The organism is Jonquetella sp. BV3C21, assembly GCF_000468895.1.
Lineage (GTDB): Bacteria > Synergistota > Synergistia > Synergistales > Dethiosulfovibrionaceae > Jonquetella > Jonquetella anthropi.
Genome location: NZ_AWWC01000006.1, coordinates 146279 through 169339, shown reverse-complemented (window position 1 = coordinate 169339; position 23061 = coordinate 146279). Strand labels below are relative to the sequence as shown.

Sequence of the window (23061 nt, the reverse complement as noted above, 5' to 3'; positions counted from 1 at the left end):
GTCGCGCCACCGCAGCGCGGGTGATTGCCCCTCGGCCGCGAAGCGGCGCTGAGTAACGTCATTATAGTGGAGAGCGCGCTCTCTGACAAGAACAGACCCAACCGCTCATCCCTCGATTCCATCTGCCGCGGAGCCGTTTTACGCCAGAATCGGCAGAGAATTTTTAAATTATGCTACAATAAAACATTATCGCCCTGAAAAATAATTTCCCCGGCGGCGAAGTCCCCTCGGAGCTTGAGAAAGAAGGACCGCCTGTGACATCCAACGCGAAATCGTACGAGACGGCGATGACCCAAGGAAGCATCAGCCGTCACCTGTTCCGATTTTTCCTTCCAATTTTCTGCGGCGCGTTCTTTCAGCAGCTGTACCAAATGACCGACGCGGTCATCGTGGGACAGTTCGCCGGCAAGGTCGCTTTTGGCGCGCTGGACGCCACGGCCAGCTTCACTCGGCTGCCGATCATCCTGTTCCTCGGCCTGTCGGCCGGCGGCGGCATCGTCATCGCCCAAGCGTTCGGAGCCAGCCGGTATGGGCGGCTGTCCCAAGCCATTCACTCCACGCTTGCCGCTTCGCTGATCATGAGCGTCATCCTGTCGGCGATCGCCTACCTGCTGACCCCGACGATGATCCGGGCGATGAATGTCCCGCTTGAGATGCAGCCTCACGCCCTGTCGTACGTTCGAACGACGTTCTGCGGACTCATCTTCTCGTTCACCTACAACGTAGGCAACGGAGTGCTCCGCGCCTTAGGCGACTCCCGACGGCCGTTCTACTACTTGGTCGCTAGCTGCCTGATCAACATCGTGCTCGACTTAGCGTTCGTGGCAGGATTGGGGCTCGGGGTCTTCGGCGCCGCCCTAGCGACGGTTATATCCCAAGCCCTCACGTCGGTCTGGGTGCTTCGGGCCCTGACGCGCCTCGACAGCCGGTGGCAGCTCAGGCTCTCCCGACTTCGGATTCACGGGAAGATCCTGCGGCTCATCGCCCGCACTGGGATCCCGTTGGCCTGTCAGTCCCTCTCGTACCCGATAACGAACATCTTCCTTCAGAGCGCCGTCAACAGCTTCGGCACCGACGTCGTCGCGGCGTGGAGCGTCAGCGGAAAAATCGACTTCATCATCTGGATGGCCGTCGACGCCTTAGCCGCTTCGATCTCCACCTTCACGGCCCAGAACTACGGGGCCGGCGCGTTCGACCGAATCCGCAAGGGGCTTCGAGTCGGCGTCTTCATCTCGTTTGGCATGCTCGCGCCGTTAAGCGCAGCCCTGTTCACCTTCGCCAAGCCTCTCGGAGGGCTGTTCCTTCCCGACCAGAACGTTCTCTCCTTGGCCCAGTACTTCGTTCGGGTCTTCATGACCCCGTTTTATTTCATCTACTCGATCGGAGAGCTGATTTCCGGCATGATCCGCGGGACCGGCGACACGTTCCGGCCCATGATCATCTCCCTGCTCTGCACCTGTTGTTTCCGGCTCCTTTGGGTGTTCTTCGTCATTCAGAGGTTCAACAACATCGACGTTATCCTAACCGTCTACCCGGCCTCGTGGCTCTTAGCGTCAGCCGTCTTCAGCGCGTACTACTTCATCAACTGCCGGCGCTCTCTCCTGCCGGCCGAAACGGCGCAGGCGTAAACGAAAAACCGGCAAAGCGAACGCTCAAAAGAGCGCCCGCCTTGCCGGTTTTTTCGTGCCAAGAGATTTTAAAAGAACAGAGAAACGGCGCAGTAGATCATGAGAAGGGACATCACGGCGTTGACCGCCTTGGCGTGAGCGGCAAAAAGCCGCCTGAACGCCGAGCCGAACGCCGCCCACAGGACGGTAAACGCGAACCCGACGGCCGAAAGCAGGGCCGCGAAGCCCAAAAGCGCCCAAGGCCGGCCGGCATAGGTCGGCAGAATGTAGACCTGCAGCGACACGATCCCGTAGACGAAGATTTTGGGATTCACGAACTGGAGAAGTAGGCCGGACAGGAAGCCGCCCGCAGCGCCCTCCGCGTCCATTTTCCCGTCGCCGACAAAAGTCGTCCAAGCGAGGTACAGCATATACGCCGCGCCGATGAACCGCATAACCAGTTGGATTTTTGGAAGTACCGACGTGAGGACGCTGCAGAAGACGGCGCAGCCGATCATCACGACGGTCAGCCCGGCCCCAATGCCGAAGTTAAACGGCAGGGCGCGGACCAGCCCTTTCTGACTGCCGTTGGACATGGACAGCAGGTTATTGGGCCCCGGAGAAACCGCCGTGACGATCACGTAAACCCAAAACGCGTACCAGTTGAACATCCCCAGTCGCTCCCTTCGGGAGTATGAGCGCCGCCCAGCCCGACGCCGCCAGTTTCACTATATCAAACCTGTCAAGGCAGAGCCTTTAAACGGCCTTCACGATTCAACATGAGCCCCAGCCCGCTTGGGCTGGGGCTCATGCTGCTTCATCGGCTCAGGCTTTTTCCATCGGCTTGCGGCCAAGGATGATGGTTGACTGGATCCACTCCTTGATCGTCATGCCGAATCCCCACTTGTCCGCGTACTGGTCGGTCACCTCGGCCGTCAGGACGCTGAAATCGCGGAAGCCCGCTTGGCGGATAATTTCTTGAAGATCCTCCACGAGGATCGCGCCGCCCACTCACGTGCCGTGCAGCCGCGGATTATCGGACATCGAGGCCGGCAGCGGCCGTTTCAGCGAGATATCGGAAATGAAGGCGCTCCCGCCGGGCCGGAGAACCCGAAAGATTTCCCGGTAGACCAAGTCTTTTTCAGGCACCAGATTGATGACGCAGTTGGAGATGATCTTGTCGATCGACCCGTCGGGGAACGGGAACGCCGTCAAGTCGCCCTGCCGAAACTCGACGCCCTGAAAGCCTTTTTTCGCCGCCGCCTGAGAGGCCCGCCGGATCATCACGTCGTCCTGATCCAGCCCGTAAATCGTCCCGGCCTTGGGAAAGCGCAGCCGGGCTAAGAAGCAGTCCACACCGGTTCCAGACCCCAAGTCGAGCAGCGTCTCCCCCGGAGCCAGCGTCACCTTTTCAAGCGGGTTGCCACAGGAAAGTCCGATGTTCGTCCCCTCCGGCAGCTGGCGAAGCTCGTCCTCGTTGTACCCAAGAGAAAGGGCGAGGGCGAGCGGATCCCCCTCAATCGTCAGCCGGTTTTCGGCCAGTCCCCGATAAAACGACCGGACCGCCTCCCGGATCCCCTCGTTCGTCAAAGGCATTTGAACTCGCCGCCTTTCGTGATTCGTTTTCGCGCCCGAAGTCAGTCCGCTCGGGGCTGAACGGCGGCCGCCTGGGCGTCTGAAACGTGCAGGGCCTCTAAAACCTCGAACGCGGCTGTTTTGTCGATGATAGCCTTCACGATTCGGTCTATCTTTTTGCCCTCGCTGTAGTCAGCCGGCGCAAAATACCGGATCCGGTCGTCGTTCATCAGGCCGTAGACCTTCGACGGCCCAGCGTCGGGCGGGTACACCCCAATCGCGTGACCGCCGTAGGAGTTGACCAGCTTCATGCAGGGAATATCCGTGTCGCTGTCGCCGATGTAGGCGATATTCCGAAAGGGAACCCGCAGGTCCTCGGCGGCGAAATGGTCGTTCACGCCCGGATCGTTCACGTCCAGCACGCCTTTGGAAATTCGGAAGAGGAACTGGGTTTTATTGGTGTAGTTGACCGCCTGAGCGGGCCACAGGGCCACGCCCTCATCGTCGTACATGAACGAGCTGGCGTAAATCTTCTTGAAGACGCCGTCCCTGGCGATCTTCGTCCCCTCGATCATCTCCTTCAGTCCCGAAGAGATGATGTAGTGCTCCACGCAGACGCCGCGTTTACTGCCGTACGCGTTGATTCGGCCAAACCAGCTGGGAACGCCGCGGAAAAACTTCACCTTTCGGCCGTACTCGATCAGCTTCTCCCGGGTGAACAGCACCTTGCCGCGCGCCTCCCGCTGCATCTTGTACATGTACGCCAAGTTGGTGTCCATGTCGTTTTCCTGCGCCGTCCTATTGGACTCCTGCCAAAACCGTTCGGCCAAGTCAAAACCGACCGACTGAATGTACCCCTGAGCCTGCATGTTGTCAGGCGACAACGTTTTGTCAAAGTCGTAGCAGATGGCAAGAACCGGCTGACTTCCCTTTTTCTCCCGCTCGAGCGTCCACTTTTCCTGCAAGGTTGGTCTGCCCCCTTCGCTCACGTCTGTTTCGGCCCGCCGGCCGCTTGAGTAAATCATACCCCAGACAAAGGGAAACTGCACGGCCCGCCGGCTCCCAGTCGGTGAAAAACGCTCTGCCGCGTTCGCCCTGCCCCCTCGCGCACTCACTCCAGCCCGACGCGCCGGTTGGCCCTGTCCACCGACGAACTGCGTCTGACGAATCGGACCGCGTGAAACGAAAAAGCCTTCTGAGCCCCTACAGGCCCAGAAGGCTTTTTAACGCAGTTTTACTCCGTCGGCCGGCTGCTCAAGAGACTCCGGACCCGAGCGAGCCCCTGAGCCGTCAGGGCGTAGAGGCCTCGCCCCTCGTCCCGGCAGACGAGCCCGAGGCCGATCAGTTTCTGAATCCTTCGGTCCGCCACCGCGTCTGACCAGTTCAAGTGCTGGTGGATGGACGAAAAACCGAGCTCGATTCGGTTGCGCTTGTGGTGGTGAATGTGAATCAATATCAGATCTTCGGAGAACTGCCGGCGGTTTCGTGCCCGCTCCAACAGACTCCGAACGGCGCCGCGTTTCTGTAGCAGGACGACCAGCAGGCAGGTCAGCAGGCCAAACACGTTGCTCATGCCCGAGATGGACACGTTCCACCGAACGCCCATAAAGTACCCGAGCGCGCTGTTCACGATTCCGAACAGGACGCTGACCAACAGGGTGGACTTCAAGTCTTTGGTGAGCGCGCAGGCCGCTGCCGCGGGCGCGACGAACAGCGAGACGACCAGAATGGCGCCCACGCTGTCAAACGCCAGCACGCAGGTAATCGACGTGAGGGCCATGAACGCCCGATACAGCCATTTAGCCGGTATGCCCTGCATGACCGAGAACTCCGGGTCAAAGGCGACGTACTTCAGCGCCCGATAATTGCAGGCGATGAACGCCCCGTTGACGGCCAGCATGATCAGCATGAGAACCATCGACTTGGGAAGTCCCCAGAGCCGAATAAACGGCGCGAACAGCGGGTTGCCCATCAGGACGATGTCCACGTCCAGGTGGACGTTTCGGAACAGTTTGGTGATCAGGATCACAGCGGCGGCAAAAAACATCGGGAAGACGATCCCCAGCGCGTCGTCCCGCTTGACCAGCCGTTTTTCAGAAAGCAGCTCCACCAACAGGACGGTGAGAAGCCCGAACGCGGCGGCGCCGATGATCAGCCAGACCGATTCGAGATCGCCTACGAACATGAAGGCGACCACGATGCCCAGCAGAACCGAGTGAGAGAGGGCGTCCGCGGTCATCGAAAGCCCCCGAAGGACGAGGAACGGCCCCAGCACGCTACAGGCCGCCGCCGTCGCCATCAGCGTCCAGAGGACTTCAAGCATGATCGAAGCTCCGCTTTCTGCCGCCAGCGGCGCAACAGTCCCCAGCGTCCGAAGACCATGGAGACGAAGGCCGCCAGCCCCATGCAGATGATTATCGCCGGCCCGGTCGATACTCCTCGGACGGCCGTACTGACTAAGGTCCCGACGAAGGCGCTGAGCGCCCCTGTCGCGGCGGCAATTTTTAAAATGACGTCGAGCTTCCGGCTGTGCTGATTCGCGCAGATGCAGGGGATAACCAACAGCGACGAGATCAGGACGGCGCCGACGCACTTCAGCCCCAAGGCGATCAGGGAGATCATGATCACGAGGAGAATCCCGTCGAGAAGCCCGGCCCGAAGGCTGATCGCGCCGGCGAACGACGGGTCGAAAATGCCGGTCACCAGCTCCTTGCGGAACAGTTCAAACAAAACAATTGCCAGCAGAGAGAAGACAGCGATGACGACGACGTCCTCTTTCATCATGAACGCGGCGGACCCGAAAATGTAGTTTTTCAGGCCGGCCTGCGACGCTTTCGCATAGGCTGGATTCCCCTGAACGTACGTTTTCAGCGCCATTCCCAGCCCGAAAAAGCCGGTCAGGACGATGGCCAGAGACGCGTCCAGCCCAACGTGCCCGTACCGAGCTAGCACTTGAATTATCTTGTAAGCGACCGCGCCGGCCAACGCCGCTCCGACGGTGAGAAGGAGTGGGTTCCGGGTCGCAAAGCAGATAAACGCTAGGACAATTCCCGGGTAGGACGAATGTCCAATCGCATCGCCGAGCAGGCTCTGCCCTTTGTAGACGCACAGGCAGCCGGCCACGGCGGACGTCGCGGCGAGGATCATCGTCCCGGCCGCCACGACCAAAAAGTCGTAGGAACAAAGCAGCTCAAGCATTGTAGTTCGCTTCCTGATAGGTCTGATTCAGCGACCTTTCCGTCAGGGCTTGGGCAATCGGCCCTTGAGCGATCACGTGACGGTTAATCAGAACGATGTGGTCAAAGTACTCCCGAAGCGTGTTCAAATCGTGGTGAATACAGACGATCGTCTTTCCCTCGTCCTGAAGCTGCCGAACCTTCTTCATGATGATTTTCTCGCTGGTCTGGTCCACGCCCGCCAGCGGCTCGTCCATCATGAGCAGATCGGCGTCTTGGCAGAGCGCTCGGGCGATAAAGACGCGCTGTTTCTGGCCGCCGGACAGTTGAGAGATCTGTCTGTCCCGGTAGGCGGTCATTTCCATTTCTTCCATCGCGTCGTAGGCGGCCTGTCGGTCGATGGCCCGAGGACGCCTGATCCACCCAAGGTGAGGATACCGCCCCATCAGGATGACGTCCTGCACGGTAATCGGGAAATCCCAGTTGACGCTCGACTTCTGCGGCACGTAGGCGATACGGCGGCGAACCTCCGGCAGGGTCTTCCCGTCGATGAGGATCTTCCCTGCCAGCGGCCGCACAAAGCCCAAGATGCATTTCATCAGCGTCGACTTCCCCGCCCCGTTCGGCCCGACAATCGCGGTGACCGAATTGCGCTCAACGTCCACATCCACGTCCCAGAGAACCGGCTTGTCGCCGTATGATGCGGTCAAGTCCTCCACATGGATAATGTTCATTTTTTTGCGGCTTACCTGAGGTTGGAAGCGATCAGGTCAGCGTTGGCCTTCACCATTTCGATGTAGGTGTCGCCCTTCTGTCCGGCCGGCGCCAGCGAGTCGCTGAACAGCTCCTGCCCTTCGCCCCGAACAACCTTCACGGTAAAGCCGCGGGCCGCGCACGACTCTTTCAGCTTTTCCATACGGGCCGGATCGGTCGTCGACTCGGCGAATATCGCCTTGACCTGATGGGAGACGATGAAGTCCGCCGTCTCGGCCATGTCGCGGTTGGAAAGTTCGGCGTCGGTGCTCACGCCCTGAGGGGCCCGAACTTCGATGCCGTACCGGCGCGAAAAATAGTTGAACGCGTCGTGAGGCGTCACGAGGATCCGCCGTCCTTCTGGAATCGACTGAATCTCGTCCCGAACGTACTTGTCCAAGTCGTCCAGCTGAACGAGGTACGCGGCCAAATTCGCTTCGATCTTTTCCTTCTCGCCGGGCAGCTTGTCGATCAGCGCCGCAGCCGCCTCTTTGACGGCCAGCTTGTACAGGTCGGTGTCGAACCAAAAGTGCGGGTCGACGACTTCCATGCCGTTATCCGTCATGGTCCGAACTGACTTGGGGTCAAAGTTTTGGGAGACAGCCACGCCGTGCACCGCCTTCAGCAGGTCGATCATCTTCCCTTCAAAGTGAAGCCCGTGATAGAGGATCAGATCGGCTCCGGCCAACTTGACGTTGTCCTCCGGCTTAGCCTCGTAGGTATGAGGGTCTTCCCCGGCGGGGATAATCAGCTGGACTTCCGTTGCCTCCGGGGCTAGCACCTTCACCATATCCTGTAAAAACGTGGTCGTCACAGTGACCTTCAGCTTTCCGTCTGAAGCGGCCCCCGCGAAGGTGGCCAAATTCGCCGACAATACCAGCGCACAGGCGGCAAAAGCGACCGCGCTCAATCTCTTCAAAGCCTTCATCAATATCAGTCCTCTCTAGTTAGTATATACTAACTTATTATGTATCATACACAGAATCGCTTGTTTGTCAACGTTTCATGTCAGTTAGTGAGACCCCGCAGATGAAAAAGGCCGCCCTTACAGTGCGGCCCGAAACAACAATCATTTAACTGGGAACCCAATTGCCGCAGGCTTGACGGATCAGGACGAGGAACTTTTTCGCCGCGTAGTGCACCGCCTTCGCCTCGGCTAAGAAATACGGAAGAATCCGCGTTTCCATGGTTTGGGCACCCCTTGTCCGCTCGCCGTTTCTATGCTTACAGAGCATATCATCCGATTAACTATAGGCATTTGATATAAAAACTCCCCCGCGTACAATCGAGATACTTCGAGACGTTCAGATGCCAACGGCCCATGACTTTTTCAGCCCGACGGGCTGAAAAAGAGGGCTGGCCCAGCCTCTCCGACAGGCTGGCGCGTCTGATTACGCCAGATCGGCATGCAATGGTTTCAACAGCGTCTTCGCCGTCGGGAAGGCACCGGCCGAAAGAGGGCGGCCGGAAGGTGACGGCAGAAAGACGATATCAGGAGGGAGATATCGATGTTAGGAAACTTCACCTACTGCAACCCCACGCGCCTGTACTTCGGCGAGGACGCCCTGAGCAACTTGGGCGGAGAGCTCGATAAGTACGGCCCAAGGATCCTGCTGACCTACGGCAGTAGCTCGGCCAAAAAATCTGGCCTGTACGATCAGATCTTGGCGATCCTGAAAGACCGAAAGAAAGAAGTCTTCGAGGTGCCGGGCGTCATGCCCAACCCGACGGTTGAAAAGCTGTACGAGGGCTGCAGGGTCGCAAAAGAGAACGACGTGAACCTCATCTTGGCCGTCGGCGGCGGATCGGTCTGCGACTACGCGAAGGCCGTATCGGTTTCCGCTTGGTGCGGCGAAGACCCGTGGGAGAAATTTTTCCTGCGAATGGAAGAGCCGGAGAACCGAATCATCCCGGTGGGCTGCGTGCTGACCATGGTGGGAACCGGCTCGGAAATGAACGGCGGCTCAGTCATCACCAACCCAGCGCAGAAGCTCAAAATCGGCCACGTGTTCGGCGAGGGCGTTTTCCCTCGGTTCTCCATCATGAACCCCAAGCTCACGCTCACCCTGCCCCGCCGTCAAATGGTCGCTGGGTTCTACGACATCATGAACCACATCACCGAACAGTACTTCTCCGGCACCGACGACTGCACGTCCGACTACCTGATGGAAGGGCTGATGAAGTCGCTGATTCACAGCAGCCGTCAGGCCGTGAAGGATCCGACCGACTACGAAGCCCGAAGCAACATCATGTGGACGGCCACCTGGGCCCTGAACACGCTCGTCGCTCAGGGCAAAACGACCGATTGGATGGTTCATATGATCGGCCAGTCGGTCGGCGCGTACACCGACGCCACCCACGGCATGACGCTTGCCGCCGTTTCGATGGCGTACTACCGGCACATCTGCCCGTTCGGCCTGCCGAAGTTCCGCCGGTTCGCCGTCAACGTCTGGGGAGTTGACCCGGCAGGCAAGACCGACGAAGATGTTGCCACCGAGGGCCTGAACCGCATGGAAGCGTGGATGAACGAGCTAGGACTGGTCATGAACCTCCGGGATCTGGGCGTCACCGAGGAAATGTTTGAGGGCATCGCCAAGGGCGCGTTTATTCTGGACGGAGGATACAAAACGCTGACGCGCGGGGAAATCATTGACATACTCAAGGAGTCGTTCCGCTGAGGGGGGAACCAGCGATGAGGAAGAATATTCTCGTCATATCGACAAGCCTGAGAAAAAACAGCAACACCGACGCGCTGGCAGAATCGTTTGCCGAGGGGGCTCGTGAGGCGGGCTGCCACGTCGAGATCGTCTCGCTCCGGGACAAGCAGATCGCGTTCTGCAACGGCTGTTTAGCCTGCCGAAAAGCGGGGCGGTGCGTCATTCCCGACGACGCGAACCCGATCGCCGAAAAGATGAAAAACGCCGACGCCATCGCCTTCGCCACTCCGGTGTACTATTTCAAGCCGCTGGGCCGGGGCGAAGCCTCGCGTCTTGGGCCATGCGTTGGGTTCTCAGGCTGGATAACGTCCAAACCGTCCTCAGCGGCATGGGCGACTTGAGTCAAGTCGAGGAAAACCTGAAGACGTTTGACGAGTGCGCCCCGCTGACGGACGAGGAACGCCGCCTGACCGAACAGGCCGCAAAAATAGAGCGGGACGAGCTGACCGTCGCCTGTACCGAATGTCGGTACTGCTGCCCCAACTGCCCGGCTGAGCTGGATATTCCTGCCCTAATTCGGTCGTACAACGAGGCGAAAATTGGCGGCGCTTGGCGGCTGCGCAAGCTGATGGACCTGCCGGCAGACAAACGGCCGAGCGCCTGCGTGGGCTGCGGCTCCTGCACAGCCCACTGTCCTCAGAGCTTTGGTATTCCCTCGTACATGAGCGAGATGGCCGAAATGATGAGGCCGTTTGAAAAACCTGCTGCCAACTAACCGTAATAAAGTCAGCCCTGCCGGTTTCGGCAGGGCTGACTCGTTATTCTCTCCGCCCAAGGCGCTCGCCGAGGGCTATTTTTTCAGCTGAGCAAGGATCTGCATCAGGGTGATTTGCTGGAGAAGCGCAATTTTTTCGCCATCTGGGACATGCCTATTTGTTGTCAAGAAAAGTGTAACTGGAGTTCCGTCAATTACCTGCGCTACATCTGCGCCAGCAGCCAAGAACGTGCAGATCACGTTTGTTCTACAATATTGAAGTGCAGTTGCAAAGGCTGTCATTTTATAAGGCCCCACTACCTTGTTTATGTTAGCACCTGCATCGATCAACCTAGCAACAATCGCATCATCATGTTGTGTCGCTTCTGTCCAAGCTATTACAAGGAATGGCGTACTTTCACAGTTAAAAAAATAACTACCGGCATAAACTTGCGACAGCTCCAAATTCGGATCTGCGCCATGTTTCAAAAATGTGTCAACATAACTCCAGTCTCTTTTCGTACAGGCTGAAAAGAACGGACAATGTTTCACCTTGCTAGAAACTTTCTCACCTGTTACGACATCTGTCCTTTGCCTTTCAACTTCACAGTACCCGTTCGGGTCCACTCCGCTGTCCAAAATTAACTCTACGATTCTAGAATTCTGCTCCTCTTCTATAGCGTTGTACAAACCTTCAATCAGTTCCTCCGGCGTCGGTTTTTTCTCTTTCAGCGCCGCTTCCACCTGTTCAATCGATCCTTTTTCGCACAGCTCCGGGAACGAGAGGGACTTTCCCGCTGGGCTACCGGTTTTAGCCCACGCGCTCCCGGTCATAAGAAGGCCGCACAGAAAAACAGCAAAAAGAATCTTTTTCATCCCGTTTCTCTCCTCTCCTAATACCGCCCGGCATACCTCGCCGGGACTCCTGCGCCCCAACCGAAGAAGGCCAAATTTCGTCCATCTAACAAATAACCTACCACCTATCAGACGGGACGGCAAGACGACCGGTCACTTCTTTCCAACGCGCGCCCCTGCGGCGTTTTCTTCTGCCGAAGGAAGTTCCCGCCGCCTTTTCTCTTGGTTGAGAATAAGGAGAGGACGCGGGACGGCTGGAAATTCAGCCGCCCCGCGTCCTCTCCCCAATTTACTGTCGCTCCGGTTCCCCCAAAAAGCACCGGCGCTCGTCCCTAATCGATTTTGCGGTCGTACAGCAGAGCCGCGATCAGCACCACAAGGCACGATCCGGCGTTATGCACCAAAGCCCCCGTCGTGGGCGTCAGCTTGCCCAGAATCGAAAGGACGACCGCGGCAAAATTAATGCTCATCGACAGGCCGATGCCGAACTGAATCGTCCGTACCGCCGCGACGGCCAAGTTTTTCAGGTACGGTATTTTTGAGATATCGTCGGTCATCAGCGCGATGTCCGCCGCTTCGACCGCCAAGGCGCTTCCGCCCTTTCCCATCGCGAGGCCGACGCTCGCCGCCTTCAAAGCCGGCGCGTCGTTCACGCCGTCGCCGACCATACAGACTTTTCCGCCTTCGTCCTGCAAGCGCTCGATCTTTTCTACCTTCTCTGCCGGCAAAAGTTCGGCGTACGCTTCGCTGATCCCCGTTTCGCGGGCGAAGTGTTCCGCCGCCTTCCGGTGATCGCCAGTCAGCAGGACCGTTCGGATATTCATCGCCGCCAACCGGCTCACCGTTTCTTTTGCCGCTGGGTTTAAGATGTCGGACAGGGTGATGACGCCGACGCACAGTCCGCCGGAGGCGACCAAAAGTGTCGCTTCGCCGCGCGCCCGGGCGTCCTCCAGCGCGGAGCTCAACTGACTTTCGACGGCAACGCCTTTTTCCAACAGGTATTTTTCACTGCCGCAGAGAACGGCCTGACCGTCGACCTCTGCGCGAACTCCTCGGCCCGCGTCCATCTGAAAGGACGAAGGCTCCGGGACGGCAATTCCCCGGCTTTTTGCCTCGCTGACGACGGCCCGCGCCAGCGGGTGCTCGCTTCTCAGCTCCGCTCCGGCCGCCAAGGTCAGAAGCTCCTGCTCGCCCGTCCCGGCGCGGGGCGTCACGGCCCGGACGGCCAAGCGCCCGTACGTCAGAGTCCCAGTCTTGTCAAAAGCGATCGTCGTCACGCGGCCCATTTTCTCGAGCGCCTCGCCGGACTTGACGATCACGCCATGCTTGGCCGCGTGTCCGATAGCTGCTACCATCGCCGTCGGCGTCGCCAATACGAGGGCGCAGGGACAGAAGACCACCAAAACGGTCACGGCCCGCACCATCTCGCCGGTAAATGCCCAAGTCGCCAAGGCGACGATCAGGATCGCCGGGACAAGCCAGCTTGCCCACAGGTCGGCGAGCCGCTGAGTCCGCGCCTCCTTTTCTCCTGCGGTCTCCACCAGCCGAATCAACTGGGCCAGCGAGCTGTCGGCGCCGACCTTTGTCGCCTTCATGTCGACCGAACCGAACTGGTTCACCGTGCCGCAGAACACCTGATCCCCGACGCCCTTGTCAACCGGCAGCGACTCGCCGGTCATCACCGACTGGTCGACCGACGTTTCGCCCGACAGAACCACGCCGTCGGTCGGGATCATCTCGCCGGGCTTGACCCGAAGCACGTCGCCGGAGCGAATTTCCTCCGCAGGAATCAGCTCCTCTTCGCCGTCCCGAACCCGCCGTCCGCGGCTCGGCCGGAGTTCGATCAACTTTTTCAGCCCTCGCTGAGCCCGCGCCGTCGCCATGTTCTCCAAAATCTCGCCCAGCGCCATGATGAAGACCACTTCGCCGGCGGCGAACAAATCGCCCACCGCAATCGCCGCCAGCATCGCCATGGTGATCAGCAGAGCCGACGAAATCTTGCTGATTCCTCGGTTGTGAACGACCCGCCAAACCGCCAAATAGACCAGCGGCAGGCCGCTGATGAGGACAGCCCCCCACGCCGGATCGACCGGCAAAACGACGCCGGCCCGCGGCAGAATAAAGCTCATCAGCAGAAAGACTCCGCTGACGGCCGTCGCCGGTATGCTGGACAGCAGCGCGTCAAGTTTTTCAAGCATCGTTCGTTTCCCCCTATCCCGGCCGTTCCGCCTGAGCCCTTGACAGCCCCGGAAACGCTCCCGTACAATAAATTAGATACTGAACAAGCTGTTCTTTTATTTTACGGGCGGCGGGAAAGATTACCACGGTTAACTTTCGATATCCGTTTGGTATCGAACACCCGGGCTGAACTGTACGGGAGGAACATGAAATGGACCGGCGGCAGCAGAAAACACGGGCGGCGATATTCAAGGCCTTCGGCGCGCTTTTGTCGAAGAAAAGCTACAACAAGATCACGGTGCAGGAGATCATCGACGGGGCGAACATCGGGCGGACCACGTTTTACTCGCACTTTGAGACAAAAGACGACCTGCTCAAGGCGCTCTGCGGGGAGCTTTTCGGGCATATTCTTTTCAGCGCGCTGGACTGCTCTCACACTCACGGAGCCGAAGCGGCCGGAGAGCCGCGGTCAGTCTTCTGTCACCTGCTCTGTCACCTGCGAGAAAACGACCATAACATTCTGGGCCTACTCTCCTGCGAGAACAGCGATCTTTTTCTTCGGTACTTTAAAGACAGTCTGAACGAGCTGGTTCAGACCCAATGTCTCAACTCCTATCAGGACCAATTTCCAAAAATTCCGAGGGATTTTTTAATCAACCACGTCTCCGGAAGTTTTGTTGAAATGGTCCTCTGGTGGCTCCGCGGCGGCATGAAACAGTCGCCGGAAGAGCTGGATCAGTACTTCAGAGCCGTCCTTAACTTCCCGCAATAAAAGCCCCGCCGGGCCTGACCGACCGTCAGGTGGCGGAGCGTCCATCTTTCAATTTCCACCCCGCGCCGGGGAACAACGCCGCGGGAATGCAAAAATCCGGGCCAGCTCCAGCTGGTCCGGATTTTTATTCTTACATATTGACAACTTTTTTTGCCAGCCGCACGGCATCCAGCGCGCTGCCCGAATAGCCGTCGGCGCCGATTTTGTCCGAATAAGCCTGAGACAGAGGGCCGCCGCCGATGAGAACCTTGACTTTGTCCCGCATGTTCTCCTGCTTCAGCAGCTCGACCACGCGCTTCATGCCAGGCATGGTCGTCGTCATCAGAGTTGACATGGCGATGATATCAGCGCCCACTTCTTTAGCCTTGCGCACGAAGTCCTCAACCTTCACGTCCCGCCCTAGGTCATACATCTCAAACCCGGCGGCTTCGAGCATAGTCTTCACGAGGTTCTTGCCGATGTCGTGCGTGTCGCCCTCAATGACCCCGATGACGCATTTCTTTTTCGTGCCGCCCTCGTCCTTCGGCAGCCAAGGATTCAAAACGTCCATGCCGGCGTACATGGCGTCGGAGCAAAGCAGAAGGTCGGTGACGAAGTACTCTTCTTCCTCGTACATTTTGCCCGCCCGGGTCATCCCGTCGACAAGACCGCCCATGATGCCGTCCAGCGCCGGATAACCAGCTTCAATGTAGTCTTGTGCGTCTTTTTTTATTTCCTCGTCTTCAAATTCGAAAACGTCGTCGGACAGTTTCTTCAAGTACTCTTCCTTTTCCATGGTTTCACTCCTCGCTCGGAAAATATGAGGTTCTCACAAAGAGCTTGTCATACCCTTCAACTGTGGAGAGCTCTAAAAACTCGATTTCCTTTGACAGCTCGCTCAGCTTTTTTCTCATCGGCCCGTTCAAAATGACCTTGAGCGCGCCTTTCATCGACGTGTTGCCCGCGTAGGTGATTCTCCCGCGCGCTTCCTGCGGCAGAAGCCCTGTTCGGACGAGCATGTCTTCCGTCAGGTGCTTCCCGAACTGGCCGGCCACGATGTACTCGCCGACCTCGCCTGCGGTCAGCCCTGCGTTCTCAAGGAGCGCGACCACGCCCGACAAAATGGCGGTCTTCGACAGCTGGACGCTTCGAATATCCGACTTGGTCACAAAAGCCGCGTCGCCAAGGCAGAGGGCCGCTTTGCCGCCCCGCTCGCCCAGCCATCCGCGCCGCACGTCGTCGGGCGCCATTGCCGACTCCTTGACCATCCGGCCGTTTTTGTCCACCAACCCGACCCGCAGCATCTCAGCGATCGCGCCCAACAGCCCGGATCCGCAGATTCCTTTGGGTTCTCCCCCGCCGATCACGTCCAGCGAAAATTCTCCCGTTGCCTCGTTCAGGACCACGTCCTGAACGGCTCCTTCCTGCGCGCGCATGCCGCAGCTGATGTTCATTCCCTCAAGTGCTGGACCGGCCGCGCATGATGTAGCGATCATGCCGGCACCCTGCTTCAGGATAATTTCCCCGTTCGTGCCGATGTCAATGAACAGGACGTTGCCCGGCCGCTCGTCGATATCCGTCGCCAAGGCACCCGAAACGATATCAGCCCCGATGTAGGCCGAAACTGAGGGCAGGACGTACAGCCGAGTAAACTTTCCGGCCTGCAGGCCCGCGAACGAGGCGGCCTGCAATATTTCGTCCTTAAAAACAGGCGCGTACGGCGCGCGTCCGATGCTATCGGGCGGCACGGCCATGAAAATATGCTCCATGGCCGTGTTGGCAGAGACGACGATTTCATAAATATCGTCGAGGTCGACTTTTGCCTCGGCGGCCATTTCAGCCACGGCCTTTGAAATGCTCTTCCTGATCGCCGACGACAGCCTGTCAATCCCGTCAGGGTGCTCCGAGATGTAGCTGATCCGCGTGATGACGTCCAAGCCGAAGTCCTTTTGCGGGTTCACAAACGCTCGGGAGGCAGCGATTCTTTTTCGCGCCGTGTCCACCAAGATCAGCTGTACCGTTGTCGTGCCGATATCGACCGCCACAGAGTAGTTTTCCTCGTGCCGGCCCGGCCGAATGGCGATGGCCCGATCCCCCGCATAGACGGCCGTATAGTCGCCGCCGCGAAGCTCAAGGCCGTAGAGGAGTTCGTGCCCGAACGGGCCGAATGCCGCTTCAAGCATCTCCTTCCAGCTCGTCCGCTCCCGAAGGCCCGGCGGCTCAACCGGGCACGTTTTGAGCGAGACAAACGGGACGTACGGCACGTCAGGCAACTCTTTCGCGTTCACGAAACCGCTGGACTTTTCGGTTTCCCCGTCGAGAAAAACTTCCAAGTCGTCCTTGGGGTAAATCATGCAGGCAAGTCTCTTGCTGCCCGTGTCAAAGCGCTTCTCGTCGGCGCTTCGTTCGTACTCGGCGCCTCGAATGATCACCCCGCACTTGCCGCAGCTTCCCCTGCCGTTGCACGGGTTCTCGATGTAGACCTCATGAGCCAGCAGGATATGCAGGAGGCTTTCGCCCGGCGCGTATTCTATTGACCGCTGTTCATTCGCCCTGTGGACGAGCAGCTTCGGCATCTTCGATCCCTTCCATGATCCCTCGGATGTTTTCGAGCGGCGAAGCCAGTCCCAAGCCACATGCCGGAGCGATGATGTCCGACCCCAACAGGGCGCTCGTCTTGGCCATGCTCCTGACTCTCGACGGACTTGACAGCTCGATCGCGTACGTGCTGATGTTGCCCATCATCGGCTTGCCGATGTGTTCTTTTGCCGCCTTCAGCGAGACGACCGCGTCGAACGAAAACGCCGACGCGTTTACCTCCTTCAGCTCGTCAAAAACCATGTTCATCTGGCCGCAGATGTGCACGATCACCGGCACGTTCCTATCCGTTCGAATCATGCCAATCATCATGTTGAGGTACTTGACCATGTACTCTTTGAAGTACGCCGGGCCGAGGATCTCGCCCGTCCCGCTCGGGTCGGCGATGGTGATGATATCGGCCCCTGCCCGCACCTGCTCCAGCGCAAAGCGTCCCGCCTGCTCGGTCACGAACGTCAAAAGCCGGTGCGCCGCCTCCGGACTGCGCTTCAACGCCACGTAAAACCGGGAAGGATCCATCAGGCTCGTGGCAATCGAGACGGGGCCCGGCACGTTGCCAACCACTGGAATCTCGTCGTTTTTCAGAAGTTTCACCGCGTCGATCACCGCTTTGGCCCGGCCTTCGTTGAAATTCATCGGTCGGAGCGCCGCCAGATCGTCCACGCTCTTCATCGGGCACTTCTTGATATGAGGCTCGCAGCTGTCGCAGCCCATATCCGCTTCGGCTCCCATGCTCTCGGCCTCGACGCTCATGCAGAACGGAACGCCGTAGTTGTCGAACAGCCCTTCCTCCACGACCGCCTTGGCCAGACCGGCCATCTGCTCTCCGTCGTAATGGGCGTCAGGCCAATGGATGTCGTATTTCTTCATCAGCTCGGTTACAACCATGTTCATCATTCCGCCGGGACAGATCACCGGCGGCCTGTCAGTTTTTCCCCCTGACAGGGTGGCGACTAATCGTTCTTTTTTATTCATGACGGCCTCTTCATCTCGATGACAGGAATCTGTCTCGTCAAATTGTTCAGCTTGTAGCACCTGTCGCCGAAAATTCTGTACTTGCCCATCAGCCCAGCGACCGCCTCGTGATGCTTTGCCGGCGTCTCGAGCCGAACGAATATTTTTTCGGCAAGCCCCAAATCCCAGAGCGCGAATGTGAGTTTTGGGCACAGAAACAAGCAGGCATCCGTCTCGCTCAATATGCCTGATATCAGCGGCAGCGCGTACAGCTCGATGACCCGCTGGAATATTTTGGGTCCCACTATTGACACACCCGATGCGGGATCCGCCAGCGAGAAAATCGCGGCGCCCCGCTCCGAAGCGGCTTTTGCAAGCCTGAGTTGATTTCTAAGCAAGTATTGAAAAACGGCCGTTTCAGTTTCTACGTCCTTGCGCGACGCCTTCAGCACGTCGGTGCTGTCGACAAACGCCGACATAAACGTGTACGGGCCGGCCAGTTCAAACATGACCGGTTTTCCCCGCAGCAGCGGCAGGGCGCCAAGGGCTGCCGCAAGCCTCTCTTTCTCAAGGTCGTAGTCAGGGAGCGTCAAAAGCTGCCTGTACTCCTGAAAGACCAGTTCTCTCACCCTCGGCACGCTCTTCATATCTCCGGATTCCACGATCGCGCCGACGTTTTCCGCCTCTGCGGTGTTGTCAAATGGAACCACAAAAAAGCTGAAATCGCGGCTCATCAGCCTGACCAGCTCGGCGTACTTCCCGGCCTCGTAGTACGCGTCGGGAAACACGACTTCATGCCCCGCTAGTTTTTCCTCCGTCGTGGCGGCCTGCGGGGCGCATTGATAGTCTCTAATCTTCATTGAGCTTGTCAAAATCGAGAGGGAAGTGCCCGTATTCGCGTCCGGCTTCCATAAAGTACTCAAGATTTTCCAAGCTCGTTCCCTTCGGGATCTGACACCCGGTGGAGAGAATATAGCCTTTGGGAGAGTCCCACGCCTTTCTGATACACTCCCGCACCGATTTTCTGATCATCTCCCGGTCGCCGTAAAGCATCACGTCAACCGGCGGCACGTTGCCGGTGATCACCACGTCTTTGCCCATGATTTCCTTGGCTTCGGCCAAGTCCTCAATGTTGTCCAGCGAGAAGGTACCGATGCCCGCTTCAACGCAGTCGCGCCAGAGCGCCTTCGACGTGCCGCAGATATGAACCATCGGCTTGGAGCCGCAGTACTGCTTGACGTGAGCGATGTTGCGCGTCAGGTACGGCAGCGAAAATTCCTTAAACTGTTTCACCTTGAGAAGCGACGTGGAAGAAACCGGATCGCTGAAGCTCACGCCCTTAAATCCCAGTTCGCCCACCGCCTTGATATACTGCTCGTTGCACAGCGTCACCATATCCATGACCTTGTGCACCACTTCGGGCTTCTTCACCATCCACCTCAGCAGGTTTTCGGTGCCGACAACCGAAGCGGCCACGCTGAACGGGCCGGCCATCCCGGCGCCCACGTTGCCTTCCTTGCCGATCCGATCTCTCAGCCTCTGCAGGGCATCGAGCACCAACGGCATCTTTCCGTCCTTGTGAGCGTCGACAATCGTCAGGTTGTCCACGTCCTCCGGCTTTTCGACGACCGGCTTTTCCAACAGCGAGATATTGTCTTCCGGATAGTTCATCACGCTGCCCATTGCCTCGGCCATTCCCCGCAAGGTAATGGAAATGCCCACGCTGTCGTGACGGTACCGGTTAAACATCGCCGTTTCCGTTTCCACCATCACATCCGGATCGAACACGTACTGCTTGCACGTCGCGCCGATGATCGAGGACATCGTTACGCCCGCGTTCAGAACGCAAGGAAGCCTGTCCATCGGTTCGCCCTTGGCAAAGGCGGTCATCCTTTCCTTAGGCGTCATTTCGTCCTTATACATATTCAATTCCCCCTAATAGGAATTTATTTATTTTTATCATAGTTTTTATAACCTGTATACTGTAAGGACTCTAATATTTAACGTTACAAGCATCGATTTTATTGTTGTTTTTGATGACTCCAGTAGCACTGCCGTTTAACTCCCTGCGTCTCCAAGATGTTAGTCATCTATTTGTATTTATTAATCGCTGACATATAAAATATGTATATGTTTTTTATGCATATTATTCTTATCACGTTTAAAGGAGCTTCCAACAGGTCAACTCCATTCAAAAAAAGCATGGCTGAAGCTCTTCATATGGCATCATGCTAAAAACAGCCTTCGCGTCTGCGCCCGGCCGCAGCAAATTCAGTCAAGATAAAAAAGAGCTCTTGTCCAAGCGCAAAAGGCCGCCCTGCGTTCTGCAGAGCGGCCTTCATCAAACCAAATTCCGCCACCTGACCGCCCCTCAGGCCCTCAGCGGTGTGATAGATTTAAAAAAACACCGTTCAACAAAACGCCCGAGCGAAGCAAGCTCGAACACACCATCGGAAAGGAGCGGCACGCGATGAACAGAAAGCGAAGAACCGCCATGGCCCCGAACCATATCGAGATCCGCGGGGCGCGGGTTCACAACTTAAAAAACATCGACTTGGATATCCCGCTGGGGAAGCTGGTCGGCATCGCCGGCGTGTCCGGTTCCGGCAAGTCGTCGCTGGCTCTTGGCGTCCTCTACGCCGAGGGAAGCCGCCGCTACTTGGAAGCCCTTTCGGCCTACACGCGCCGGCGAATGACTCAAGCGGCGGAAGCCAAGCTCGAAAGCATCGAGTACGTTCCAGCCGCGCTGGCCCTTCATCAGCGGCCGGCAGTTCCGGGCGTGCGAAGTACCTTCGGCACGTCGACAGAGCTTTTGAATCCCCTGCGGCTCATGTTCTCCCGGCTCGGAAGCCACGTCTGCCCGAACGGGCATCGGCTCGAGCCGTCGGTCAACGTGGCCGCAGAAAAACCGCTCGTCTGCCCGGTCTGCGGCGCGAGCTTCAACGGCCCGAGCGCCGAGGACTTTTCGTTCAACAGCACAGGCGCCTGCCCGACCTGCGGCGGAACCGGCGTTGTGCGGACGGTTGACGAGAGCACACTCGTGCCGGACGAGTCCCTTTCCATCGACGAGGGCGCCGTCGCGCCGTGGAACTCGCTGATGTGGTCCCTGATGACCGACGTGTGCCGCGCGATGGGCGTGCGCACCGACGTCCCGTTCTCCCAGCTGACCGCGCGGGAGCGGGAAATCGTGTTTCACGGCCCGGCGGAAAAGAAGCACATCTTCTACAAAGCCAAGTCAACCAACCAAGCGGGCGAACTCGACTTCACCTACTACAACGCGGTTTACACGGTGGAAAACGCCCTCGCAAAGGTCAAAGACGACAAGGGAATGGGACGGGTCGAAAAGTTTTTAAAAGTGGAGCTCTGCCCGGACTGCGGCGGCTCGCGCTTGGCGCCCCGAGCCCGCACGACCCAGCTCTGCGGCAAGACGCTGGATCAGGCGTCCGCGCTCCCCCTCCGGGAGCTTCTGACGTGGGTATCCTCCGTGCCTGACCTGATGCCCCCAGCGCTTCGCGACATGGCGTCGAGCATTTGCGGACAGTTTCAGCACACCGCCGGGCGGCTGATCGACCTCGGCCTCGGATATTTGTCTCTCGACCGGGACGGGACGACCCTCTCCACTGGCGAGCGCCAGCGCGTCCAGCTGGCCCGGGCGGTACGCAACCGAACAACCGGCGTCCTCTACGTGCTGGACGAACCGTCGATCGGCCTTCACCCGTCCAACATCGACGGCCTGTTGGCTGTCATCAGTGACCTGACATCCCGCGGCAACTCGGTCGTCTTGGTCGACCACGACGCGCGGGTGCTGGCCGCTTCCGACTGGCTGGTCGAGCTGGGGCCGGGAGCCGGCGCTCAGGGCGGGAGAGTTCTGGCTCAGGGAACTGTTGAGGAAATCGAAGCCAATCCCAACTCGATCATCGCCCCGTTCCTCTCCGAGAAGGCCCAAACGCTCCTCCGTCAACGGGTCGGACGCAAAGCCGCCTTCGAGCGCGGGCGAATCAGCCTTTCCACTCTACCGCTTCACACGGTCCGCGCCCTCGATTTGGAAATACCCAAAGGCCGGCTCGTGGCCGTCACCGGCGTTTCAGGTTCCGGCAAAACCACGCTCGTCCTCGAAAGCCTCATTCCGGCCCTGCAGGCGTCCATAGGCGGCGGCAGGCTCCCCGACCATGTCAAAAGTGTCACCGCGCCGGGAATCTCGGGGGTGCACCTGATCGACGCCAATCCCGTCGGCATCAACGTCCGCTCTACAGTGGCGACGTACAGCGGCGCGCTCGACGACCTGAGACGCCTTTACGCGTCGCTCCCGGAAGCCAAAGCCCGAAACCTCAGGATGAACGATTTTTCCTACAACACCGGCTCTCTGCGCTGTCCCGGCTGCGACGGGACAGGCCAAATCACGCTGGACGTGCAGTTCCTGCCCGACGTGGAAATCCTCTGCCCGGACTGCGGCGGATCCCGCTACGGCAAGGAGGCCGACGCGATACGCTACAGCCCGAAGAGCGAAACCGACCGGAGCGTCTCCTTGCCCGAACTGATGAGCCTGACGGTTGACCAGGCAATCGACCTGCTTCGGGACGTGAAAAAAGCGAAGGCCCGGTTAAAAGTCCTCTCCGACGTGGGGCTTGGATACCTCACCCTAGGCGAGGCCACGCCGACCCTTTCGGGCGGCGAAGCCCAGCGGCTCAAGCTGGCCGCAGAGATGGGCCACCCGCAGGAAGGGACCGTCTTCGTCTTCGACGAGCCGACCATCGGCCTTCACCCGCTCGACGTGGCCCGGCTCCTGAGCGTCTTCCAGCGGCTTCTTGACTCCGGCGCCACAGTCATCGTGATTGAACACGACCTAGACATGATCTGGAACGCCGACTGGGTGATCGACATGGGCCCGGGCGGCGGCGATGACGGCGGCCAAATCGTCGCCTGCGGTACCCCCGAAGAAATCGCCCAAAACGAACACAGCGTCACAGGCAAATATCTCAGGCGTTAAGCCGTAACACCCGCCGCGGCACCCGAAGAGAAAAATTCTGCCCCGCCACGAGCCCCACAGAGCCGGAAGGTCCCGGCCTGTGGGGCTCGTTTTGTCGTGCCGACGGCTCGGCGATAAGCGGCCAAACCTCCGGTCAACGGGATGACTGCCCCGCGCCAGACCGAAAACGCCCTGCCGAGGCCAAGTCCGACTTATCTTATTCTTAAACAATAAATG

The 23061-nt window shown here is 58.7% G+C and carries 19 protein-coding genes and 1 pseudogene; 6 read left to right on the top strand and 14 right to left on the bottom strand.

Annotated elements, in window-relative coordinates; genetic code table 11:
• Positions 1-254 precede the first annotated feature (254 nt).
• Positions 255-1628, top strand: coding sequence for an MATE family efflux transporter (locus HMPREF1249_RS01720; protein ID WP_008522477.1), 1374 nt, complete (start codon positions 255-257; stop codon positions 1626-1628).
• Positions 1629-1696: 68 nt separating this feature from the next.
• Here the strand turns inward: HMPREF1249_RS01720 and HMPREF1249_RS01715 are convergent, their stop codons facing one another.
• The 7 genes from HMPREF1249_RS01715 to HMPREF1249_RS01680 form a co-directional block, all read right to left on the bottom strand.
• Positions 1697-2278 (bottom strand): LysE family transporter, encoded by a 582-nt coding sequence (locus tag HMPREF1249_RS01715; RefSeq protein ID WP_008522475.1) that lies wholly within the window; start codon positions 2276-2278, stop codon positions 1697-1699.
• Positions 2279-2432: 154 nt separating this feature from the next.
• Positions 2433-3203 (bottom strand): methyltransferase domain-containing protein, encoded by a 771-nt coding sequence (locus HMPREF1249_RS01705; protein ID WP_008522473.1) that lies wholly within the window; start codon positions 3201-3203, stop codon positions 2433-2435.
• A 41-nt stretch (positions 3204-3244) separates the two neighbouring features.
• Positions 3245-4147, bottom strand: coding sequence for an HAD family hydrolase (locus HMPREF1249_RS01700; RefSeq protein ID WP_021775738.1), 903 nt, complete (start codon positions 4145-4147; stop codon positions 3245-3247).
• Positions 4148-4416: 269 nt separating this feature from the next.
• A complete protein-coding gene (locus HMPREF1249_RS01695) occupies positions 4417-5505 on the bottom strand; it encodes a metal ABC transporter permease (protein WP_008522469.1) in 1089 nt (362 codons plus the stop codon).
• The gene (locus HMPREF1249_RS01690) at positions 5481-6380 is read right to left on the bottom strand and encodes a metal ABC transporter permease (protein ID WP_008522191.1); all 900 of its coding nucleotides are present in this window, start codon (positions 6378-6380) and stop codon (positions 5481-5483) included. The genes HMPREF1249_RS01695 and HMPREF1249_RS01690 overlap by 25 nt, the downstream gene beginning before the upstream one ends.
• Entirely contained in the window at positions 6373-7092 is a 720-nt protein-coding gene (locus HMPREF1249_RS01685) for a metal ABC transporter ATP-binding protein (RefSeq protein ID WP_021775698.1), read from the bottom strand. The genes HMPREF1249_RS01690 and HMPREF1249_RS01685 overlap by 8 nt, the downstream gene beginning before the upstream one ends.
• Positions 7093-7103: 11 nt before the next feature.
• The gene (locus HMPREF1249_RS01680) at positions 7104-8039 is read right to left on the bottom strand and encodes a metal ABC transporter solute-binding protein, Zn/Mn family (RefSeq protein WP_021775692.1); all 936 of its coding nucleotides are present in this window, start codon (positions 8037-8039) and stop codon (positions 7104-7106) included.
• A 580-nt stretch (positions 8040-8619) separates the two neighbouring features.
• On the opposite strand from HMPREF1249_RS01680, the gene HMPREF1249_RS01675 reads away from it, so the two are divergent.
• The 3 genes and pseudogenes from HMPREF1249_RS01675 (at position 8620) to HMPREF1249_RS01665 (ending at position 10543) form a co-directional block, all read left to right on the top strand.
• Positions 8620-9789 (top strand): iron-containing alcohol dehydrogenase, encoded by a 1170-nt coding sequence (locus HMPREF1249_RS01675; protein WP_008522185.1) that lies wholly within the window; start codon positions 8620-8622, stop codon positions 9787-9789.
• Between the two features lie 14 nt (positions 9790-9803).
• Positions 9804-10010: pseudogene (locus HMPREF1249_RS01670) on the top strand (flavodoxin family protein); the annotation flags it as partial.
• Positions 9983-10543: an aldo/keto reductase gene (locus tag HMPREF1249_RS01665; RefSeq protein ID WP_231366868.1), complete on the top strand. Its 561-nt coding sequence runs from the start codon at positions 9983-9985 to the stop codon at positions 10541-10543. The pseudogene HMPREF1249_RS01670 and the gene HMPREF1249_RS01665, both read left to right, overlap by 28 nt.
• 75 nt (positions 10544-10618) lie before the next feature.
• Here the strand turns inward: HMPREF1249_RS01665 and HMPREF1249_RS01660 are convergent, their stop codons facing one another.
• Both HMPREF1249_RS01660 and HMPREF1249_RS01655 read right to left on the bottom strand, forming a co-directional pair.
• Complete coding sequence (locus tag HMPREF1249_RS01660) at positions 10619-11398, bottom strand: ankyrin repeat domain-containing protein (RefSeq protein ID WP_039873061.1); 780 nt, start codon at positions 11396-11398, stop codon at positions 10619-10621.
• Between the two features lie 311 nt (positions 11399-11709).
• Complete coding sequence (locus tag HMPREF1249_RS01655) at positions 11710-13575, bottom strand: heavy metal translocating P-type ATPase (protein WP_008522179.1); 1866 nt, start codon at positions 13573-13575, stop codon at positions 11710-11712.
• Positions 13576-13766: 191 nt separating this feature from the next.
• On the opposite strand from HMPREF1249_RS01655, the gene HMPREF1249_RS01650 reads away from it, so the two are divergent.
• Positions 13767-14327: a TetR/AcrR family transcriptional regulator gene (locus HMPREF1249_RS01650; protein WP_008522177.1), complete on the top strand. Its 561-nt coding sequence runs from the start codon at positions 13767-13769 to the stop codon at positions 14325-14327.
• A gap of 130 nt (positions 14328-14457) precedes the next feature.
• On the opposite strand, the gene HMPREF1249_RS01645 is transcribed toward HMPREF1249_RS01650, so the two are convergent.
• Genes HMPREF1249_RS01645 through HMPREF1249_RS01625 form a run of 5 tightly spaced genes read right to left on the bottom strand, consistent with a single transcriptional unit; the run spans position 14458 to position 19781 of the window.
• Complete coding sequence (locus HMPREF1249_RS01645; protein ID WP_008522175.1) at positions 14458-15102, bottom strand: corrinoid protein; 645 nt, start codon at positions 15100-15102, stop codon at positions 14458-14460.
• A gap of 4 nt (positions 15103-15106) precedes the next feature.
• The gene (locus HMPREF1249_RS01640) at positions 15107-16882 is read right to left on the bottom strand and encodes an ASKHA domain-containing protein (RefSeq protein ID WP_008522461.1); all 1776 of its coding nucleotides are present in this window, start codon (positions 16880-16882) and stop codon (positions 15107-15109) included.
• Positions 16851-17879, bottom strand: coding sequence for a methylcobamide--CoM methyltransferase (locus HMPREF1249_RS01635; RefSeq protein WP_008522459.1), 1029 nt, complete (start codon positions 17877-17879; stop codon positions 16851-16853). Before HMPREF1249_RS01635 ends, HMPREF1249_RS01640 begins: the two co-directional genes overlap by 32 nt.
• Complete coding sequence (locus HMPREF1249_RS01630; RefSeq protein WP_008522457.1) at positions 17876-18718, bottom strand: uroporphyrinogen decarboxylase family protein; 843 nt, start codon at positions 18716-18718, stop codon at positions 17876-17878. The genes HMPREF1249_RS01635 and HMPREF1249_RS01630 overlap by 4 nt, the downstream gene beginning before the upstream one ends.
• Complete coding sequence (locus HMPREF1249_RS01625; protein WP_008522455.1) at positions 18708-19781, bottom strand: methylcobamide--CoM methyltransferase; 1074 nt, start codon at positions 19779-19781, stop codon at positions 18708-18710. Before HMPREF1249_RS01625 ends, HMPREF1249_RS01630 begins: the two co-directional genes overlap by 11 nt.
• A 547-nt stretch (positions 19782-20328) precedes the next feature.
• Between HMPREF1249_RS01625 and HMPREF1249_RS01620 the strand changes: the two genes are divergently transcribed.
• Positions 20329-22845 (top strand): excinuclease ABC subunit A, encoded by a 2517-nt coding sequence (locus tag HMPREF1249_RS01620; protein ID WP_008522452.1) that lies wholly within the window; start codon positions 20329-20331, stop codon positions 22843-22845.
• Positions 22846-23061 lie beyond the last annotated feature (216 nt).

What these genes read in the sequence shown, in the direction of transcription:
- HMPREF1249_RS01715 (WP_008522475.1), bottom strand. Translation starts at nt 2,278, where the DNA reads ATGTTCAACTGGTACGCGTTTTGGGTTTACGTGATCGTCACGGCGGTT.
- HMPREF1249_RS01695 (WP_008522469.1), bottom strand. Translation starts at nt 5,505, where the DNA reads ATGCTTGAAGTCCTCTGGACGCTGATGGCGACGGCGGCGGCCTGTAGC.
- HMPREF1249_RS01690 (WP_008522191.1), bottom strand. Translation starts at nt 6,380, where the DNA reads ATGCTTGAGCTGCTTTGTTCCTACGACTTTTTGGTCGTGGCGGCCGGG.
- HMPREF1249_RS01685 (WP_021775698.1), bottom strand. Translation starts at nt 7,092, where the DNA reads ATGAACATTATCCATGTGGAGGACTTGACCGCATCATACGGCGACAAG.
- HMPREF1249_RS01680 (WP_021775692.1), bottom strand. Translation starts at nt 8,039, where the DNA reads ATGAAGGCTTTGAAGAGATTGAGCGCGGTCGCTTTTGCCGCCTGTGCG.
- HMPREF1249_RS01675 (WP_008522185.1), top strand. Translation starts at nt 8,620, where the DNA reads ATGTTAGGAAACTTCACCTACTGCAACCCCACGCGCCTGTACTTCGGC.
- HMPREF1249_RS01660 (WP_039873061.1), bottom strand. Translation starts at nt 11,398, where the DNA reads ATGAAAAAGATTCTTTTTGCTGTTTTTCTGTGCGGCCTTCTTATGACC.
- HMPREF1249_RS01655 (WP_008522179.1), bottom strand. Translation starts at nt 13,575, where the DNA reads ATGCTTGAAAAACTTGACGCGCTGCTGTCCAGCATACCGGCGACGGCC.
- HMPREF1249_RS01650 (WP_008522177.1), top strand. Translation starts at nt 13,767, where the DNA reads ATGGACCGGCGGCAGCAGAAAACACGGGCGGCGATATTCAAGGCCTTC.
- HMPREF1249_RS01645 (WP_008522175.1), bottom strand. Translation starts at nt 15,102, where the DNA reads ATGGAAAAGGAAGAGTACTTGAAGAAACTGTCCGACGACGTTTTCGAA.
- HMPREF1249_RS01640 (WP_008522461.1), bottom strand. Translation starts at nt 16,882, where the DNA reads ATGCCGAAGCTGCTCGTCCACAGGGCGAATGAACAGCGGTCAATAGAA.
- HMPREF1249_RS01635 (WP_008522459.1), bottom strand. Translation starts at nt 17,879, where the DNA reads ATGAATAAAAAAGAACGATTAGTCGCCACCCTGTCAGGGGGAAAAACT.
- HMPREF1249_RS01630 (WP_008522457.1), bottom strand. Translation starts at nt 18,718, where the DNA reads ATGAAGATTAGAGACTATCAATGCGCCCCGCAGGCCGCCACGACGGAG.
- HMPREF1249_RS01625 (WP_008522455.1), bottom strand. Translation starts at nt 19,781, where the DNA reads ATGTATAAGGACGAAATGACGCCTAAGGAAAGGATGACCGCCTTTGCC.
- HMPREF1249_RS01620 (WP_008522452.1), top strand. Translation starts at nt 20,329, where the DNA reads ATGAACAGAAAGCGAAGAACCGCCATGGCCCCGAACCATATCGAGATC.